16 protein-coding genes are annotated in these 19740 nt (G+C 40.2%); 10 read left to right on the top strand and 6 right to left on the bottom strand.

Annotation, left to right across the window (positions count from 1 at the left end; all coding sequences use genetic code 11):
- Positions 1–104: 104 nt before the first annotated feature.
- Both ACFOUY_RS18040 and ACFOUY_RS18035 read right to left on the bottom strand, forming a co-directional pair.
- The gene (locus ACFOUY_RS18040) at positions 105–2828 is read right to left on the bottom strand and encodes a cation-translocating P-type ATPase (protein WP_378962627.1); all 2724 of its coding nucleotides are present in this window, start codon (positions 2826–2828) and stop codon (positions 105–107) included.
- A 5-nt stretch (positions 2829–2833) separates the two neighbouring features.
- Positions 2834–4081: an acetate/propionate family kinase gene (locus ACFOUY_RS18035; protein ID WP_378962626.1), complete on the bottom strand. Its 1248-nt coding sequence runs from the start codon at positions 4079–4081 to the stop codon at positions 2834–2836.
- A 267-nt stretch (positions 4082–4348) separates the two neighbouring features.
- Between ACFOUY_RS18035 and ACFOUY_RS18030 the strand changes: the two genes are divergently transcribed.
- A complete protein-coding gene (locus tag ACFOUY_RS18030) occupies positions 4349–5566 on the top strand; it encodes a PAS domain-containing sensor histidine kinase (protein ID WP_378962625.1) in 1218 nt (405 codons plus the stop codon).
- Positions 5541–6590 (top strand): response regulator, encoded by a 1050-nt coding sequence (locus ACFOUY_RS18025; RefSeq protein WP_378962623.1) that lies wholly within the window; start codon positions 5541–5543, stop codon positions 6588–6590. The genes ACFOUY_RS18030 and ACFOUY_RS18025 overlap by 26 nt, the downstream gene beginning before the upstream one ends.
- Positions 6591–6646: 56 nt before the next feature.
- Here ACFOUY_RS18025 and ACFOUY_RS18020 read toward each other — a convergent pair whose 3' ends face one another.
- On the bottom strand, positions 6647–7519 hold the full coding sequence (locus tag ACFOUY_RS18020; protein WP_378962622.1) for a universal stress protein: 873 nt from the start codon (positions 7517–7519) through the stop codon (positions 6647–6649).
- 400 nt (positions 7520–7919) lie between these two features.
- On the opposite strand from ACFOUY_RS18020, the gene ACFOUY_RS18015 reads away from it, so the two are divergent.
- The 5 genes from ACFOUY_RS18015 to ACFOUY_RS17995 all read left to right on the top strand — a co-directional run bounded on the left by ACFOUY_RS18015 (position 7920) and on the right by ACFOUY_RS17995 (position 13350).
- Positions 7920–9500, top strand: coding sequence for a L,D-transpeptidase family protein (locus ACFOUY_RS18015; RefSeq protein WP_378962621.1), 1581 nt, complete (start codon positions 7920–7922; stop codon positions 9498–9500).
- A gap of 46 nt (positions 9501–9546) precedes the next feature.
- Positions 9547–10638 (top strand): glycoside hydrolase family 130 protein, encoded by a 1092-nt coding sequence (locus ACFOUY_RS18010; protein WP_378962620.1) that lies wholly within the window; start codon positions 9547–9549, stop codon positions 10636–10638.
- A 191-nt stretch (positions 10639–10829) separates the two neighbouring features.
- Complete coding sequence (locus ACFOUY_RS18005) at positions 10830–11570, top strand: MlaE family ABC transporter permease (protein ID WP_378962689.1); 741 nt, start codon at positions 10830–10832, stop codon at positions 11568–11570.
- A gap of 5 nt (positions 11571–11575) precedes the next feature.
- The gene (locus ACFOUY_RS18000; RefSeq protein WP_378962619.1) at positions 11576–12355 is read left to right on the top strand and encodes an ABC transporter ATP-binding protein; all 780 of its coding nucleotides are present in this window, start codon (positions 11576–11578) and stop codon (positions 12353–12355) included.
- A gap of 5 nt (positions 12356–12360) precedes the next feature.
- Positions 12361–13350 (top strand): MlaD family protein, encoded by a 990-nt coding sequence (locus ACFOUY_RS17995; RefSeq protein ID WP_378962618.1) that lies wholly within the window; start codon positions 12361–12363, stop codon positions 13348–13350.
- Positions 13351–13369: 19 nt separating this feature from the next.
- On the opposite strand, the gene ACFOUY_RS17990 is transcribed toward ACFOUY_RS17995, so the two are convergent.
- Both ACFOUY_RS17990 and ACFOUY_RS17985 read right to left on the bottom strand, forming a co-directional pair.
- Entirely contained in the window at positions 13370–13579 is a 210-nt protein-coding gene (locus ACFOUY_RS17990; protein WP_378962616.1) for a hypothetical protein, read from the bottom strand.
- A gap of 219 nt (positions 13580–13798) precedes the next feature.
- On the bottom strand, positions 13799–14461 hold the full coding sequence (locus ACFOUY_RS17985; protein WP_378962615.1) for a BON domain-containing protein: 663 nt from the start codon (positions 14459–14461) through the stop codon (positions 13799–13801).
- 417 nt (positions 14462–14878) lie between these two features.
- Between ACFOUY_RS17985 and ACFOUY_RS17980 the strand changes: the two genes are divergently transcribed.
- The 3 genes from ACFOUY_RS17980 to ACFOUY_RS17970 all read left to right on the top strand — a co-directional run bounded on the left by ACFOUY_RS17980 (position 14879) and on the right by ACFOUY_RS17970 (position 18986).
- On the top strand, positions 14879–15397 hold the full coding sequence (locus ACFOUY_RS17980; RefSeq protein ID WP_378962614.1) for a helix-turn-helix domain-containing protein: 519 nt from the start codon (positions 14879–14881) through the stop codon (positions 15395–15397).
- Positions 15398–15579: 182 nt separating this feature from the next.
- Positions 15580–17964: a phosphoketolase family protein gene (locus tag ACFOUY_RS17975; RefSeq protein ID WP_378962613.1), complete on the top strand. Its 2385-nt coding sequence runs from the start codon at positions 15580–15582 to the stop codon at positions 17962–17964.
- The gene (locus tag ACFOUY_RS17970) at positions 17940–18986 is read left to right on the top strand and encodes a class I fructose-bisphosphate aldolase (protein WP_378962611.1); all 1047 of its coding nucleotides are present in this window, start codon (positions 17940–17942) and stop codon (positions 18984–18986) included. The genes ACFOUY_RS17975 and ACFOUY_RS17970 overlap by 25 nt, the downstream gene beginning before the upstream one ends.
- 14 nt (positions 18987–19000) lie before the next feature.
- Here the strand turns inward: ACFOUY_RS17970 and ACFOUY_RS17965 are convergent, their stop codons facing one another.
- Positions 19001–19291, bottom strand: coding sequence for a hypothetical protein (locus tag ACFOUY_RS17965; protein WP_378962610.1), 291 nt, complete (start codon positions 19289–19291; stop codon positions 19001–19003).
- Positions 19292–19740 lie beyond the last annotated feature (449 nt).

Genomic DNA, 19740 nt, shown 5'->3' with positions numbered 1-19740 from the left:
ATTTTGGTGGAGCAGTTCTTTGCTTCTATAAAATTGAGCAATTTAAAAATTGCCCGCAGTGATAAGCATCACCTTTTCAAGTGTTTATCGTCAGTAAAAACCATTTAATTGCTCAGAACTGTATTAATTTTTTTAGAATCAACAGAAATAGATCTTTTTTCAAACACCAGCTTATATAGCTGCACTAGTAATAATGGAACAATGCTGGCAAGACCTGCAATAACCCATGCCTGAACGGGGATTATATCTAAATTTAATGCATCTCGACCTTGAGAAAACAGGAATACTAGAGCGACCAGAAAAAAGCAAAGTAGAAGAGCAATCCAAACAAATTTGTTTTTAGTTACCTCGTTAACAAGCATTCCCGAATGCAGTGATGACATGTTAAAAACATGAAGCAGCTGTGAAAAAACCAGAGTCAGAAAAGCTACATTATTAATTATCCTTACATCCGTTCCTACATAAATCCTGCAAATGAAAATGGCCAATAACACTGAACCGGTCATCATCAGGGCATAAATTAAGATTACTATCCAGTTGCGCTTTGAGATAATATCCAATTTGGGATCTCGAGGTGGCCGCTGCATAACGGTTTGATCTCCTTTACCAAGCCCAAGCGCTAAAGCCGGAAATATGTCGGTAACCATATTCAAAAACAAAATCTGTAACGGAAAAAGCATTGATCCCTGTGCCAGGAAGCCTAAAAGGGTTACAATAAAAATTTCACTGAGGTTACAGGATACCAGATAGATTACAAAGCGCTGAATATTCTGAAAGATTTCCCTTCCTTGAGCAACAGCCTGAGCAATGGAGGTAAAAGAATCGTCCTTAAGTACAATGCTGGCCGTTTCCTTGGCTACCTGTGTTCCCCTTAGTCCCATAGCAATGCCAACATCTGCTTTTTTAAGTGCAGGTGCATCATTAACGCCATCTCCAGTCATTGCAACGATAAAGCCTGCCTTTTGATAAACATCTACAATTTCAAGTTTCTGTTTTGGAGTTGTCCTGGCAAATACTGATGTAGATAGTATCTTTTCTTTCCATACCTCTTGTAGCAATTCCATTTCTGGAAGCTCGCTCCCTGTAATTACTTTATTGTCGTCCATATCCGTTATACCTACTTTTCTGGCAATGTTCAGTGCGGTCATTGGATGATCTCCGGTAATCATAACAATCTTAATCCCAGCAGAAATGCAGTCGCCAATAGCATCTTTTATATCACTTCTGGGTGGATCCAAAAAACCAACCATTCCTACGTAAATAAGCTCATGGAGATAATCGCCGACCAGCATTTCAGCGGATATGCGGTAGGCAAAAGCAAGCACCCTAAGACCAGACGAGGAAAGGATTTCTGCCTGTGAAAGAATTTTTGCGCTTTCCTCCTCAGATATACCTATTGTAGTATTGCCAGATTGGAGTGTTTTGCACTTGGGCAACAGGTCTTCCACCGATCCTTTTGCAGATACAAAAAAACCAACCTTACCTTGATGGATGGTGCCCATAAGCTTGGTTTCAGAACTAAAGGGTATTTCATTTAGACGTTTAAATTCGTCTTTAGTTTTTCCAGCAGGGAATCCAGAAGCATCTGCCAAAATCAACAATGCTATTTCTACGGGATCACCTGATGTTTTTTTATGCTTATCCTGTTCATTTATAGTCGCATTGTTGCAAAGGCTTCCGATCCGGACAAGCAGTTCAATATTCTCTTGGATTTTTTCGGTTATGGATTCTTTACATTCAAGTAATCCATTCTTTATACAAACATTCAGTTCGCCAGAAGGAAAAGAAAGCACTTCAACAAAAATCCTGTTTTCTGTAAGCGTACCAGTTTTATCTGTTAAAATAACATTTACACCGCCAAGCGTTTCAACTGAAGATAATTTTTTAACAATAGCATTCTTTCTGGCCATTAGCAACATACCATAAGCAAGCGCTACGGTAGCGACAATAGGAAGTCCTTCTGGAAATGCGGCAACAGCCAGAGCGATGGAGGTTTCCATAATCTGGAGCCAGGGCTTTCTTTCAATCACACCAGAAATTGCAAAAATACCTGTCATAACCAGGGTAATCCAAATGAGTCTTTTGGTCAGTTTACTTATTTTGAGATCAAGGGGCGTTTTGGTAGGGCTTGAATGCCCAACCAATTCGCTGATTTTTCCAAGCTCTGTATTTTCGGCAATCCCGGTGATGATAACCCTTGCATTTCCATTCATTACAGCTGTTCCTTTGTAAACCATATTCTTTGCTGCTATATGGGCTATCTTTCCAGTCAGGATTTCGGTATTTTTTAAAACGGGAAAAGATTCTCCAGTAAGAGAAGATTCATCGGTCTGAAGACCATTGCTCGAAACGATCCTTCCGTCGCCCGAAACCATATCTCCCGCTTCTAAAAAAAGCAAATCACCGGGAGTAAGGCCTTCAGAGGAGATTTCAATTATCTTTCCACCTCTAATTACCCTAGAATAGCTGACATCCATTTTTTTCAGAGCCATCATAGAACTTCTTGCCTGCAATTCCATAAAAAAACCGATCATGGCATTTACGAGAATTACGATAAATATTGCTACAGCCTCTACCTTATTATTAAAATATAGGGAGGCGAAGCCAGCCAGGAAGAGAAGATAAACTATAGGACTGTTAAACTGCTCAAATGCCATTCGCCATAGGCTTTTCTGTTTTTGGCTTTTATAAATATTAAGTCCAAAACGTTTAGAACGCATCAAAGCCTCTCTCTGGCTCAGCCCATGTTGTTTATCTGTCAACAGATTTTTTACAATACTTTCAATCTCAAGAGAATGAGCTGCTTTAAGGGGATACTCAATGTTCATATCTTCTAAGTTATTTCTACCTCCGATTGCGTAGAAAATGTCGAATCTTTTTCTTCTCCGCCTTCGAGAATACGTTTGGTATGCAGGGCAATCATAAATTCCTCATCGGTCTTCATCACGCGGATGCAAACCCTACTACTTTGACAGGAGACGATTTTTTCGGTACGCAGGTTAAGGCAGCGATCGATTTTTAGCGCCATAAAATCCATATCTGCACAAATACGTTCCCTAATCTCTGGTGAATTTTGCCCTATTCCACCTGTAAAGATTAGCATATCGAGCCCGCCCATAGAGGCAGCCAGCGCTGCAATAAATTTCTTTGCCTGGCAACAGTATAATGTAATTGCTGCTACTGCACGCTTATCATCATCTCCCATATTCAAAATCTCCTGCATGTCGCCAGTGCCTGCGATAGCTTTCATTCCAGACTCTTCACTCAGCTCTACATCAAGTTCTTCCGCAGTAATATCGTTCTGTTTGAGCATAAAAAGGATAGCACCCGGATCAAGATCGCCACAGCGGGTGGCCATCACTAAGCCTCCCATCGGACTGATGCCCATAGTCGTATCAAAACCTTTCCCTGATGAAATGGCAGCCATACTCGAACCATTTCCAAGGTGTGCAATAATGATTTTTTTCTGATCAATAAATGCATACTGTTCATTGAGTTTTTGCATGATGTACTCATAAGACATGCCATGAAAGCCATACCTTCTCAATCCCTGTTTTTTATATTTAACAGGCAATGGATAAAATTTATTTTCATCGGGCATCTCGCGGTGAAAGTTGGTGTCGAAACATGCCACATGATTTAAGCTGGGAAACTTAAGCAGAAATGTATTAATCAGGCTCAGTTCGTTTGGTAAATGATTAGGAGCTAAAAAGATGAGCGCATTTAGATCCGCCAATAATTTTTCAGTCACAATTTCAGGAACCATATGATTAGCTCCGCCCTGTACAATACGGTAACCAATAGCATATATCTGGCAATTTTTTTTATTTTCCTTGAGCCAAAGAATTATTTCGGTTGAGGCATCCTCAATATTTCGGTAATGTCTCATTCTTCGAGAAGCCTCATGCTGGTGGCTGTCACTTATGGTCATATTACCTAAAGGCTTACCAATCCCAGTTATCACTCCGAACCATTGCCTGTGCATTGATTTGTAGTGATAAACGGCGAACTTCAAGCTTGAAGAGCCCGAATTGAGCACTAATATGAACTGCTCGTTGTTCAGTTTTACATTCTTCTCCATATTTCTCGCTGAATTGAATAAACCTGTATCGGCTCATAAAAATCCCCATACAGCAAATCTAGCTCAAGAAAAAGTCTGGGTAAATGACCTTACCACAAGCTAATCGTGATACCCGTCACCGATAGCGGATAATTGTACCTACATTGTACCAAATAGGTTTGGGTTAAATGATGATTTCATTTGAATTAAGATTCAACGAACGAAACAAAAGCCCCTACCGATTGTCTATTTCAAACAGTTAATTATTTATCTGTCAATCAACAATTTATGGAAAACACCGTACTACTTAAAGCAATCATTGAAAATGCAATAGACGGTCTGATTACCATAGATGACCGTGGGATTATTGAATCCATAAATCCTTCGGCATGTAAGCTTTTTAATTATTTGGCGGAAGAGGTTGTAGGCCAAAATATATCTGTACTGATGCCACAGCCTGACAGGGCCAGACATGATGGCTACCTTTTTCAATATAAAAAAACAGGACTTGCCAGTATAATAGGCATTGGAAGGGAGCTCGTTGGATTAAAAAAAAATGGAAGCCAATTTCCTTTTCGGCTAGGTGTAAGTGAAGTAAAATATTCTGGAAGAATTATATATGCAGGATTTATACATGATCTGACCAGAGAAAAAGAAGCTGAAGGTAAGCTACAGGACTATGCTGCATTATTAGAGGAACAGGTTGAAGAAAGAACACATTCGCTCAGAACAAGCGTATATGCACTTCAGAAGACCCAAGATGAGCTGAACCTTTCCCTAAATAAGGAAAAAGAACTTGGCCAGCTCAAAAGCAGGTTTGTATCCATAGCATCACACGAGTTCCGCACCCCTTTAAGCATGGTACAGCTTTCCGCATCGCTCATCGATCGATATGCAGAAAATCAGGACAGGGAAAGCATTGGAAAACATGTAGTCAAAATCAAAGATGCCGTACTTAACATTACAGCAATACTCAATGATTTCCTTTCGCTGGAAAAACTCGATTCAGGAATGGTTAAACCAAAGCTCAGCTACTTTAATCTCTCCGAAATGGCCGAAGAGATTACCGGCGAAATGCAGATCTCGCTTAAGGGAAAACAGAAAATTGTTTTTAAGCATAAGGGATCTGGTTTGATGATTAACCTAGATCAGAACCTGCTAAAAAACTGTATTGTTATCCTGATTGACAACGCGATCAAATATTCAGGGGATGAAAGCGAAATCCATTTTCATACCAAGATTAATGAAAAAAATTTCTCCATCAGGATTTGCGATAATGGTATCGGTATTCCAGATACCGACCACAAGCATCTCTTTGAGGCATTTTTTAGAGCCCATAACACAGGGAATATTTCCGGAAACGGTCTTGGCCTGAGCATTCTTTCCAGATATACAGGCCTAATGAATGGCAAGGTCAGTTTCAAGAGCAGAATCAACAAGGGAACCTTATTTACACTCACTTTTCCACAAACCGATAACCATGAGCAAAAAAGTACTGATCATTGAAGATCATGATGCCATTCGTGCAAACGTGGTAGAAATTCTTGAAATGGCCCGCTATACCGTATTTCAGGCAGAAAATGGAAAAATTGGCGTTGACATGGCTCTAAAAACCATTCCTGACATTATATTGTGCGACATTATGATGCCTGAACTGGATGGTTATGGTGTCTTGTATATGCTTAATAAGCACGTAGAAACTTCAGGAATACCCTTTATTTTTCTGACTGCAAAAGCAGAACATACAGACTTAAGAAAGGGAATGGAACTAGGAGCCGATGATTATCTGATTAAGCCTTTTGATGACATGGAACTGCTTAATGCAATTGATATCCGATTGAGAAAAAAATCTATGTCTGAGTATACCCACAAAACCAATTCTGATGAATTTAAGAATTTGATTGCCAAAACAGATGGTCTTGCAGAATTCAACAAAATAATTGAGGGTAAAAAGAGCCGGGCATTCAAAAAGAGTCAAGTCATTTATTATGAAGATGATCAGGGAAAAGGGTTATACCTAATTATTCAAGGCAGAGTTAAAACCATAAAAATGGCCAAGGATGGACGTGAATTAATGACTGGAATGTACTGCGAAGGGGACTATATTGGGATTAATGCAGTGTTAAGCGGCAGTACTTATGCCGATACTGCAACAACAATCGAAGATAGCTTACTCTGCCTGATACCCACAGAGCAGATGGAAAGTGTTTTCAGTCTTTACCCTGAGGTCGCAAGAAAATTCATTCATCTTCTCTCAAGAGACAATCGTGAAAAAGAAGATCAGTTGTTGCAATTGGCTTATAATTCTGTAAGAAAGAAAATGGCTGCTACACTGGTAAAGCTATACCATAAGGATATAAAAAGTAATTTCTTTACCATCACAAGAGAGGATCTTGCCGCAATGGCCTGCATGGCTACAGAAACAGTTAGCCGTACACTTTCTGATTTTAAGGATGAAAAACTGATAGACAGAACTGGTACCCGCATTACTTTATTGGATCTCAATGGGCTTTCGAAAATGAAAAATTAGGATGCGAGTATTTTAAATTACTTCCATAATCACAGCTGTAAGGTTTCAAAAGTGAATCAGTACAATGTTCCATGGTAACCTTCTGGCATAATCAATAATGGAAGATTAGTTTGGCGGGCCATTTTCTGTGCGTGGCTTCCGTTTACAAAATCATTAATAACACCATTTCGGCGATGAATCATAACTAGTAAATCCGTTTCTCCATGTTTCTTCAACCAATCTAGCCCGTCCTCTACTTTCACCCGGTATACATTCTCATAATAAACTCGTTCGTAATTAATTTTATTTTTAAGCTCACTCATAAAGGCCTCAATCCGACCGGTTATGCCCTCATCAACATTTTTACCGATAACATGTACAATAACCAATTCTGCATTCATTAGGCTTGCAAAAGCGGCAAGTGCGTGTATGCATTCCATATCATCGAGGCAAAGATCGGTTGCGAAAGCAATTTTGCAAATTGGTTTAAAGCTTGCTCCTTTAGGAATAAATAGTACAGGATAATCTGCAGAATCAATTACATCGCGGCTGCTACTGCCCAGGATAAAGCGTTTCATGTATCCGGAACGTGAAAGCCCCATGACTACAAAACCAATACCTTTTTGCTGAACAGTTTCCCTGAGCAGATCAGTAACGGATCCCAAATCAGACTTTATTCCGATCTTTGGCCAGGCTTTGGTATGCTCTGAGGTGGCAGGCGTACGATCCATTAAAGATATAGAAAGATTTTTTAGACGGGTATCCGTACGTTTTATAAGCGTTTGATAATCTTCTATTGGCCACAGAATCTCTACAGGTGAGTCTGTATTGACTGCGGCCGCATTAATCAGCAAGACCTCTGTATTGATTTGGCGAGCCAACTCAATGGCATACCTGGCGGCATCCTCGGCAGCTACTGAAAAATCGGTGGCTATAAGTATTTTTTTCATCGGATTACTTTTATTTTTTCTTCAGCGTTAAATCGATTATAATCTATTGATCATATGATGGTTTCATTAATCTATCTTTTGACATTCAAATTTTGTGAATACGGATCTACTGGTCAATGACGATGGTCAAGGGAGCAAATGATTCACGACACGGGATAATGAAATGGGAAAAGTGTGAATCATGCAAAATATCGAGATAATAAGATAATGTTCTAAAGGGTGAAAACCAGATATTGGTGATCCCATATTGTTATCATATTACAGCTTGATGGTCCTCGAGGCCATCAAGTTGTAGTATTTAATAACCTTCGAAAAAAGAGTTTAATACTCCATTATCCCAAAAGCCTCAAAGAATATCATGAAAACAGACCGTTTGTTTAAATACCTATATAAGATCTTGATGGCAGTCTTTTTTATCTCTTTAATCCTGAGCTGCAGAGCGCAAGAGAGAAAAGAGCGCCTCAGTAAAGATTCGCTTGCTTTGGTTAAAAAATCCAGCGATGAAAAACTCGTGACCTTCGATAGTTTGAATGTAGCAACTTTCTTTTCGAGCTATCCAGAACTCTATAAATACCAGTATACACTAATGGATTTCTACCGAAAAAGAGAATTTTCTTATGCATGGTACGATAAAGGCGAGCTTAGCCTTCAAGCACAAAACCTGAGCAACAGGCTACTGAACATTAGTGAGGAAGGCATCTATCGAATCCCTCCTTATTCCAGGGTATTGGATTCACTGGTAAATAATCCTGTAGATAGCAAGAAAAATCTTCAACCTAATCCTACAACTGAGCTGATGCTCACCGCACAATATCTACTGTTTTCCAAAATGGCCTGGCAAGGGCAAGACGATTCGCTGAGCCGTGTCGCAGGCTGGTTCATCCCAAGAAAAAAGATAGCCTATGCAGATCTTCTCGACAGTCTTCTTAATGAACAGGAAGATAAGGTAGTATTTCATGAGCCGGTTTACAGGCAATATGAACTGTTAAAATCTTATCTAAAAAAGTATAAACTTCTCTCTTTCGAGCCTTGGCCACCCCTCTTAGACAGCTTAATACCTTTAAAACCGGGTGATACAGCGCAGGTAATTATCCAGATCAAGCTTCGACTTTTTAAGCTTGGGGATTATAATGGAGCTATCTTTATCGCAAGTTACGACCAGGAACTTATCGATGGTTTAAAGCATTTTCAGCAAAGGCACGGATTAAAAGAAGATGGTCTTTTAGGGCCGGATACATTTGCCCAGCTCAATATCTCTATAGAACAACGCATCAAACAGATCATCGTTAACATGGAACGCTGCCGATGGCTCCCGGTAAGTTCGGATGGGGATTATTTAGCCGTCAATATACCAGAATATAAACTACACGTTTACCATCGCGATAGCTTGCTATGGAGCTGCAAAGTGGTAGTTGGTCAAAGCTGGAGCAGAACGAACGTTTTTTTTGGCAACCTAAAACATATAGTGTTCAGTCCATATTGGAATCTTCCTGAAAGCATTGTTAAACAGGAAGTACTTCCTGGAATTGAAAAAGATCCTGGCTATTTGGCTAAACATAATATGGAGATAACATATTACAAGGGCAAGTTAGCAGCAGTAAGGCAGAGACCAGGTGTAAGGAATTCACTCGGATTGGTCAAATTTATTTTCCCTAACAGTTATAACATCTACATGCATGACACGCCAAGTAAATCTCTTTTTGGAGAAACCGATCGAGCTTTTAGTCATGGGTGTATAAGGGTGATGGAGCCTGTAAAACTTTCAGAATTCTTGCTGGACAATCAAAAGGAATGGACTAAAGAAAGAATTGAGGCGTCAATGAATTCGGGTAGAGAAAAATATGTATCCATCAAAAAGCAAGTTCCAGTCTACATTGCTTATCTGACCGCTTTCTGTGACAGGAACAATGTGCTTAACTTCAGAAAGGACATTTATAAACTTGATGAGGCCATAGCAACTTCCTTAATTGCAGACCGTTAACGAAAACTGATGCTTAAAAAAATAAAATGTCAACCTAAGAATAAATATGAATCCATTTAAACTTCAACGCCTAGGTATAGTGATGGAGCCAGAAAAGGGAAACGAACTCGAAGTTGAAGGGGTGCTTAACCCTGCAGCAGTTCGCGGCCCGGATGGCCACCTATACCTTTTTCCAAGACTGGTAGCAAAAGGTAACTATTCAAGGATTGGTATTGCCCGGGTTTTATTTAGCCCAGAAGGCGACCCAGTGGGGGTGAAACGCATAGGTATTGCACTAGAACCTGAGGCGGATTATGAAAAAAGACCTGATGGCGGCGGGGGTTGCGAGGATCCCAGAATCACATTTGTAGAGCCGCTAAACAGTTATGTCATGACCTATACCGCCTTTTCTGCTGCAGGTCCTAGGATTGCTCTTGCAGTTTCGGCAGATCTTATGCATTGGGAAAGGTTGGGGCTTGCAAACTTCGCACCCTATAAAAATATCGAATTCAATGGTGTTAACAATAAGGATGCCTGCATTTTCCCTAAGTCGTTGATCAGCCCTCACGGACATCCTTCGCTTATAATGTTGCATCGGCCGCTATTTCCGGGTACCCGCCCAGAGGATATTGTAAAAGATCCCTTAGACAGGCGGATTAGAGATCACCATGAATGCATCTGGATCTCCTATAGTCATCTCAGCAGTAAGCCTTACCATAGCAGTCCACTACCAATGTTTGTATCTAATAGTCCGCTTGCCCTTCCAGAGGCACCGTGGGAGAAACTAAAGATCGGTGCTGGTGCACCTCCGGTGATAAGTCGGCACGGCTGGCTCTTAGTCTATCATGGTGTTATGCAAGGCTCACTAACTCCAAATATCTATGATGAACTGGTTTATTCTGCAGGCGTGATGATTTTAGACGCTAATTGTCCTGATAAAATCCTTTACCGGTCTAGCAATCCAGTGCTCAGCCCTGAAATCCAGGAAGAGCGCATTGGAACAATCGGAGATGTAGTTTTTCCAACCGGCATAGATCAGCGCATAGACATCGGGTGTCCTGATCGATACGATGTATATTATGGGATGGCCGATAACCGCATAGGAGCGGCAAGGCTGGATATGCCCGAGATGATGCCTCCAAAGAACAGCGATACATAAGTGTGAATCATATAATAAATCAAATGAATTACATAACGTTTCAACCTGCCAAAAAGGGAGTTTTGCATTAACAGGATCCTTTTCTATTATGAGAAAAAATCCATCTAACAATTCTCAGGTTAGAAACTGCATGGCTTTTACATCCAAAAAATAAATATAGTATGGCAATAATTTCTGAGACCAAAGATTTTTTGAACCAGACCGGACAGATCTCCAGGTTTGCAGGTCGTTTCTTCTCACATGGGCTCAAACCTAAGCTTGAGGTAAAAGAACTTTTGGCACAATGCTATCTGATAGGTTACAAGTCATTTCCATTGGTTGGATTAACAGGGTTTATTATGGGGCTAGTGCTAACTATGCAGTTGCGCCCCTCACTTGTCAGCTATGGGGTTCAGTCAGAATTGCCTGTTATGGTGGGCATTGCAATCGTTAGGGAAATCGGTCCGGTTATCACAGCACTTATATTTGCAGGAAAAATCGGCAGCAGTATTGGTGCAGAGCTGGGATCGATGAAGGTAACAGAACAAATCGATTCAATGGATGTGAGTGGAACCAACCCGTTCAAATACCTAGTCGCAACAAGAGTAATCGCGACCAGCCTGATGCTTCCGATACTGACTATTCTTGGAGATGCAGTATCCCTATTTGGCGCTTATATAGGTGTAAATATCAAATCCGTAACAAACATCAGGTTCTTTTTCGTTCAGGTATTTGATAGTCTAAGTTATAGTGATGTACTGCCCGCCGTAATAAAAACTATATTTTTTGGCTTTGCGGTTGGTCTAATCGGATGCTATAAGGGCTTCAACTCTACCAAAGGCACGCAGGGTGTGGGAAGTTCGGCCAATTCTGCAGTTGTGCTTTCATCAGTCTTAATTTTCATTCTGGACCTGCTAACCGTTCAGCTTACTAATCTGCTGGGTTTAAATTGATGGCCATGAATACAGGAGTGATAGCAAACAAAGCAGAGGAAAAGCATCAGCCAATAAGCAATCCGGTCATCGTAATTGAACACCTCTGCAAAAGATTTGGAGATAACGTCATTCTGAAAGATTTTTCCTTAAGCGTTAAAAGAGAGGAAAATGTGGTGGTTCTTGGGAAATCCGGAGCAGGAAAATCTGTGCTGATCAAATGCATTATCGGGCTTTTAAAACCAGACAAAGGCAAAATTCTGGTGTTTGGAGATGATGTTACTGCTATGGATGAAGATGCATTGGCAAAAGCCCGAACCAAAATCGGATTTTTATTTCAAGCCAACGCACTCTATGATTCGATGACGGTGAGAGAAAATCTGGAATTCCCCCTGCGCAGGCACTGGACAAGCCTCGGCGACAATGAGATTGGAAAAATGGTAAAAGAGGCACTTGAAAATGTGGGGTTGACCCATACTTCGGACATGATGCCAGCAGAACTTTCAGGTGGAATGCTAAAAAGAATTGCACTTGCCAGAACGCTTATCTTAAAACCGGAAATTATCCTTTATGATGAGCCCACGACAGGACTCGACCCGGTAACGGCTAAAGAAATCGATCAGCTGATTCTCACCCTTCAAAAAAAATATAAGACTTCTTCTATCATTATCTCTCACGACATGAATTGTGTGAGGAATATCGCAGACCGCGTGATTCTCCTTTTAGAAGGCATGTGCTACGCGGATGGCACATACAATACGCTTGAGCGTTCAAGCGACCCCAAAATCAATCAGTTTTTTCAGTAAACATTATGGCAAAGACAGAAGAAAAAAATATAAAACTTGGAATATTCGTGATGGCAGGCCTGCTGGTTCTGGTCGTGTCATTCTATATGATCGGCAGAAGCCGCAACATCTTTGGAAGAGACTTCGAAATCAAAGCACGCTTTAATAACCTAAATGGATTAATGGAGGGCAATAATGTTCTTTTTTCCGGCATCCAGGCAGGAACGGTAAAAAGTATTGATATGGTTAACGATACCACCATTGAGGTAACCATGCAAATCAACAGTAAGGTACGTACTTACATCCAAAAAAATGCGCAGGCCGCAATAGGAACTGAAGGGCTTATGGGCAACAAGGTTGTCAATATAGAACCGGTAAAAGTGCCTGGAGAAAAAATTTCTGAAGGAGATATGCTAAGTGCGCAGAAGCTGGTTAGTACCGATGAAATGCTCAAAACACTCTCCAAGACTAATAACGACGTCGCGGCAATTGCCAAGGCCTTAAAAGAAACTGTATTAAGACTAGATACTAGTGAAATATTCAACCTGATGAATGATCCTGCAATTGGGCTGAGCTTGAAATCCTCCCTAAACGAAATCAATATGGCCACAAAAAATGCCAATCAGATGAGCTATGGATTAAATGCTATGGTTGGCGATATTCGAAGAGGAAAAGGTGCTGCCGGACTTCTATTAACCGATACCCTACTCGCAGCTGATATCAAATATGCCATAGCAGATTTCAGGCTTACTGGTGGCAATGCTAAAAGAATTTCAGGCCAGCTTGGCGACATGGTAAAAGGAATAGATTATGAATTGAATTCTGGCAAAGGGCCATTGCATGCCTTGCTAAGAGACTCCTCTTTCACGATAAGACTCGGTGCAAGTCTGGATAACCTGCAAAAAGGAACTGATGGATTCTCTGATTTAATGGACGCCACTAAACACAGTTTTCTATTCCGCGGATATTTCAGGAAACAGGAGCAGAAACAGCAAAAAATCAAAGCGAAAGAATAGCAAAATAAAGATAGATCAATTAGCCAAAAAAATGCCAAGGTCTGCTTGCATATAAACAGGCTCCCCATAGTCTGGTTCCAAAAAGTAGGTTTTCCAAAAAAGTTTCCGCATTATTTACATCGTAATTAAGAATATCTGCGCAGAGGGTAATTTCTCCGTAACTCTGTGCAAGCAGTTTCCCCATTTCAAGAGTAATTAGTTTAGCAAGGATATCCTTTTGCATGCGCATAGCGAAGCAACGTTATGGAGCAGGTGCGCTCGTTCAGAAAAAGGTATTTTTCTTCATCGCTGGAAGTCTTCATCTGCAAGAGAAATTGCAATTTCTACTGCACATGGACTCATTTCGTTGTAGCTTTTAATAACCTGATTATTAAAAGGGTTAATGGTTTTGTATGGCAATGGTTAAAAATTAAGGTATTTATTATCTTTTTTATTAATCATTGTTAAATCAGTAATCTGCGTATTCTATTATCAGTTTATTATGTACATTACATACGCCAGCTGCATTCCAGGCAATCCTTTCTGCAGTATTGCTTTGGTAAATGGAGTGTACCTTTCCTATTAAAGTGACTTCATTTCCAAGAACGAAAACCTCGATCTGCTGATCATCTATTGCCCAGTTCCTCAGCAATGCATTTTCGATGGCGGCCTTTTCAACATCATCTTCTCTTTCAGAACGGATGCTAATATTATTGGTGATCATCTTCACGCCCGATATATGTTGTATTACCCGCTCTACTTCTTCTTTCTGTGCTATCCAGTTAACTTTTCCATCAAGGGTTATCCAACCGTCTTCAACAAGTACGTTAATATTATCTTTGATTATATCTGGACTAAACTGCATAGCTGTTAATATATCGGAGGCAAGTGCTTCATCTGTTTTTGTAGCATCTGCCGCGAACTTAACCTTGATTTTTTCTGCTACTGCACATACACCTGGAACTTTGCCAGCAACGTATTCCGCAGCTCTTTTTTTTACGTAGGTATCAACCGTACCTGATAAGGTAACGATACCTTCATTTGCTGCAACCTCTATCTTTGCTGTATAAAGCAAGGGCTCGACTCTAATGGCTTCGAGCACTTTATTTCTAAGTGTTTCGTTGATTTTCATGCTGTAGAACTAGTATCGGTCAAATAATCGGTTATGCTATGTTGTATTTGCTTCGCCTTGGATTATTAATCCATAAATGTCTTTCTATTCTCTTTATTAGTAAATGATACGGGTCATTCAGTATTGAGATTTTCGTCAATGGTAAAGGATGATAATAACCCAATGCCAGATCAGCAATAAAAACAGTTGCTCCTTCACGCGAAGCTTCCGGGGCTGCTGCTTTACCAATCCCCGAGTTACCCATTGATGATGAACATCTACAATCCGCATGACGAGCGTCATTCTCAAAACAGTACTCAATATTGAATTTTGTTGAATGGCCAGCGTGCCTTTAAAAGGCTTTTTAGTATTTAATCAATCATAAGCGATTCAACTATGAAATTACATATCAGGAATATGGTCAGCAACCCGTGTAAGATGATCGTAAAAAATGAGCTTGAGCTGATTGGCTTGAAGTATGAAAACATAGCACTTGGAGAGGTTGAGATGAGAGATATTCCAACCAAAGATGAGTATAGACTACTGAAGACAGCACTGATAAGGTTTGGTCTTGAGCTGATGGTAGATAAAAAAGCCATGCTAATTGAGCGCATCAAGAATACGATTATCGATATGGTACATTATACAGAAGAGCTGCCCAAAGTAAAAAATTCTAATTACATCAGCGAAAAGATTGAGCATGATTACACCTATCTGGCCAATGTATTTTCGCAGGAAACTGGAATGACTATCGAACATTACATTATCAACCACAAAATTGAGCGTGTAAAAGAACTTATACTCTACGATGAATTAAACCTCACGGAAATTTCATACTTATTGAATTACAGTAGTGTAGCACATCTTTCAAGGCAGTTCAAACAAGTTACCGGACTTACTGCCTCATTTTTCAGGAATGCGCCATTTGATAGCCGGATTGCTCTTGAAAATGTATAGTACCCAGGTTACCTTTCAAAACAAATCACCCTTCTAACGCCAAGAAGATTTTTAATGGATGTTAAAATGGAAACACAATAACGTATTACAATCCTATTTCATAATATCGGACACGTTCTGCTCAATGCTGATTAGGACAAAACCTATTTAGAATATACTAAGCTTTAAAACACATAAATAGAATGGAAGAATTATTATTAAACGCTGAAGTTGAACAGATTTCTCCTGAACTTTTAAACAAAATGGATGCTTACTGGAGAGCTGCCAACTATCTCTCCGTCGGACAGATTTACCTGTATGACAATGCGATGCTCAGAGAAAAACTGTTATTATCTCATGTAAAACCCATTGTTGTTGGCCATTGGGGAACTACTCCTGGTCAGAACTTTATATATGTCCATCTCAACCGGTTAATTAAAAAATTTGACTTGAACATGTTTTACATTTCCGGTCCTGGGCATGGAGGACCTGCTCTAGTCGCCAATACCTACTTGGAGGGTAGTTACAGTGAAGTTTACCCGAACATTAGTCAGGATGAAGAAGGTATGAAAAAGCTTTTTACTCAATTTTCTTTTCCTGGAGGAATTTCCAGTCATGTTGCGCCTAGCACACCCGGTTCTATCCACGAAGGTGGCGAATTAGGTTATTCACTGAGCCATGCTTTTGGAGCTGTTTTCGATAACCCCGACCTTATTGTCGCCTGTATTGTAGGTGATGGAGAGGCAGAAACCGGTCCTTTGGCTACTGCCTGGCATTCAAACAAATTTCTAAACCCAATAACTGATGGAGCCGTACTACCAATACTTCACCTGAATGGTTATAAAATCAGTAATCCGACACTATTGGCACGCATACCACATGAAGAACTTGAACAGTTCTTTAAGGGATGTGGATGGACACCCTATTTTGTTGAAGGAGATGATCCTGAAAAAATGCACAAGGAAATGGCGATTGCTACGGAAAAAGCCGTAACAGAGATACTTGAGTTTAAACGTAACGCCAGAACGAAATCTGATAACAGCAGACCTCGATGGCCGATGATCGTGCTCCGCTCGCCAAAGGGCTGGACAGGTCCAAAAATTGTAGATGGCCTGCAAAATGAAGGTACCTTTCGTTCGCATCAGGTTCCAATCCTTGTAGACGAAAAACATCCACAAAATGTTGCACTATTAGAAAACTGGATGAAAAGCTATAGAGCTGAAGAACTTTTCGATGAAGAAGGCAAGCTGATTCCGGAACTTGCAGAGCTTGCACCTAAAGGAGACAGACGTATGGGTTCTAATCCCCATACCAATGGTGGACTATTGCTTGAAGACCTCAGAATACCGGATTTTCGTACTTATGCAATTGATATACCATCACCTGGATCAGTCCAGGGACAAGACACTATGGTATTAGCAAAATTCTTGAGCGAGATTATCAAGCTCAACAAAGCTAATTTCAGAATATTTGGCCCTGACGAAACTTTATCCAATCTTTTGGGTGCCGTTTTTCAAGTCAGTAACCGCCAATGGGATGCAGAAATGCAGGACAACGATGAATTTCTTTCTCCATCTGGAAGAATACTGGATGCTCAGCTCAGCGAGCACCAGTGCGAGGGTTGGCTGGAAGGGTATCTGCTTACTGGGAGACATGGGATTTTCAACAGCTATGAGGCATTTATCCGCATCGTGGATTCCATGTTCAGCCAGCATGCCAAATGGCTGAAAGTGACCAGGGAGCTTCCATGGAGACGTAATATTGCTTCGCTGAATTATCTTTTAGCATCACATGTCTGGCAACAAGACCATAATGGATTTACCCATCAGGATCCCGGCTTTCTTGATCATGTAGTTAGTAAAAAAGCAGACATTGTTAGAGTTTATCTACCACCAGATGCGAACTGCCTGCTTTCTGTGTTCGATCACTGTCTTCGCACAAAACACTATGTAAATGTTGTTGTTGCCGGAAAACATGCACTTCCTCAATGGCTGAACATGCGAGAGGCCGAAATACACTGTACGGAGGGCATTGGAATATGGCAATGGGCAAGCAATGACCAGGGCTCAGAACCTGATGTAATTATGGCTAGTTGTGGAGATACGGTAACTTTGGAACTCCTCGCCGCAGTTTCGATATTGAGGGAACATCTGCCAGCATTAAAGATCAGGGTAGTTAATGTCGTCGATTTGATGAAAATGCAATCCAGTTCAGAACATCCACACGGCTTGAGTGAAGTTGATTATGATTCAATATTTACTAAAGATAAACACATTATATTCAACTTTCATGGCTATCCATGGCTGGTACACCGTATCAGCTACCGTAGGGCCAACCGCAATCTCCATGTTCGGGGCTATAAAGAAGAAGGTACGATTACAACGCCTTTTGACTTGAGGGTACAGAACGAGATTGACCGTTTCCACTTGGTTATCGATGTTATTGACCGGGCACCAAATCTGGGCAGCAAAGGGGCTTATTTAAAACAGCAGCTAAAAGATAAACTTATTGAACATAAACATTATGTAAACCGATACGGAAAAGATATGCCCGAAATACTGGAATGGAAATGGAACGTAAAAGCATGAATTTTAAAACCCTAACTGAAATAACCCAAGCACTGCTTGCTGATAATAAAGGGTTATTTGCGATGGATGAGCGGAATTCCACCTGCAATAAACGTTTCGCAGCCACAGGAATTCCTCAAACGGAAGAAAACAGGCGTCTTTATAGGGAATTGATAATAAAGACCGCCGGACTTAGTGAAAGCATCAGTGGGGTAATTCTATACCATGAAACCATCCGCCAAAGTGATGAGGCAGGAATTCCTTTTGTCAAGATTATCGAAGATTCAGGAATCATTCCTGGAATTAAGGTTGATATTGGCACGGAAGATCTCGCGGGATTCGCGGGCGAAAAAATAACAGAAGGACTGGACGGATTGCGATATCGGTTGAAGGAATATATGAAGATGGGAGCTAGATTTGCTAAATGGAGGGCAGTAATATCCATTGGTCAGGGAACCCCAACAAAAAACTGTATTGTATCAAACGCTAATGCATTAGCTCGCTATGCTGCTCTCTGCCAAGAATGCGGGCTGGTTCCAATTGTAGAACCTGAGGTAATGATGCTCGGCAGCCATTCATCACAAACCTGCTTTAAGGTAACCAGAGAAGTAATCAGTACGGTATTCGAACAACTGTATCTTAATAAGATATCGCTTGAAGATATGATTCTAAAACCAAATATGATTCTTCCTGGGCAGGATTCGGGCGAAAAGAAAACAACAGAAAAAATTGCAGAGGATACAATCAAATGTCTAATGGAATGCGTTCCGGCTGCAGTTCCAGGTATTGCATTTTTATCGGGTGGACAATCTGCACAAGAAGCTTCCTCAAGACTCAACGCCATGAACCAGATCTCAAAATCAAACCAGCCATGGAAACTAACTTTTTCATTCGGACGGGCACTTCAACAAACTGCGCTTGAGATATGGAAAGGAGATGACTCGAATAAAGTAAAAGCGCAACAGGATATTTATCATCGTGGTAAATGCAACAGAGGCGCAAATATGGGTTTATACGGAATTGATATGGAGATGCAGAATTAAAGCATAAGAAGTAGTTAATCAAGTTGTTGTACGTCTACTGCGAAAAGGCCCTTAGTCAATTCTTCTATGTTAAATGAAACTTGGTTACCAACAGACAAATTATGAAGTAAATCGCACTCAAAGGAGATTTCTTCACCGTTCTCATCTGTAATTATTCCTATTCTTTTAAGTGCATGCAATCCGGTTATCTCTCCCTTTCTAATCATGGTATATCTAAAGTTTACATATTGATAATCAACACAATAGAAATGAAATTGTTTTAGAATTTTGTTTTTAAATAAAATATTTTGATTTATACTTCCCACAACAACCTATTTTCTCTTTACATTATGAGACATAGATGATACAGCTAAACTTTTTTCTCGAAATTTTAATTCCAGAATGAATCGTTCTCAATGTCCAAAATCTACATATTGACCTCCGTTTTTTTCAGAATACAGTAGTTTTTGGTAATACTTTGAATGGCTTATTTGTATAATTAAAAAAATGCAGGAGACATCCATCATCCTGCATTTATAATTAACTTAAATTTTTAATCTATTTTGTTGCTATTACTTCTCCACAAGTGAGCATATTTTTAGGGAAATAAGGGTTTTTAATTTCCTTAGAATCACTTAGCCAGGTACTGCCAACCATTAGGCATTTTTGCTGGTAAAGGGCTAAACCTTCCCCCTTTAATAAATCTACAATTGCCCATAACTGCTCCGATAACTTAACAAACTCTTTTCGTTATACTTCAATATTTCCTTAATTG

The sequence above is a fragment of the Pedobacter jamesrossensis genome, from assembly GCF_042650905.1.
Taxonomy (GTDB): Bacteria; Bacteroidota; Bacteroidia; order Sphingobacteriales; family Sphingobacteriaceae; genus Pedobacter; species Pedobacter jamesrossensis.
Note: the sequence above shows the minus strand (reverse complement) of the source record. Positions and strands in the feature narration are given on the sequence as shown.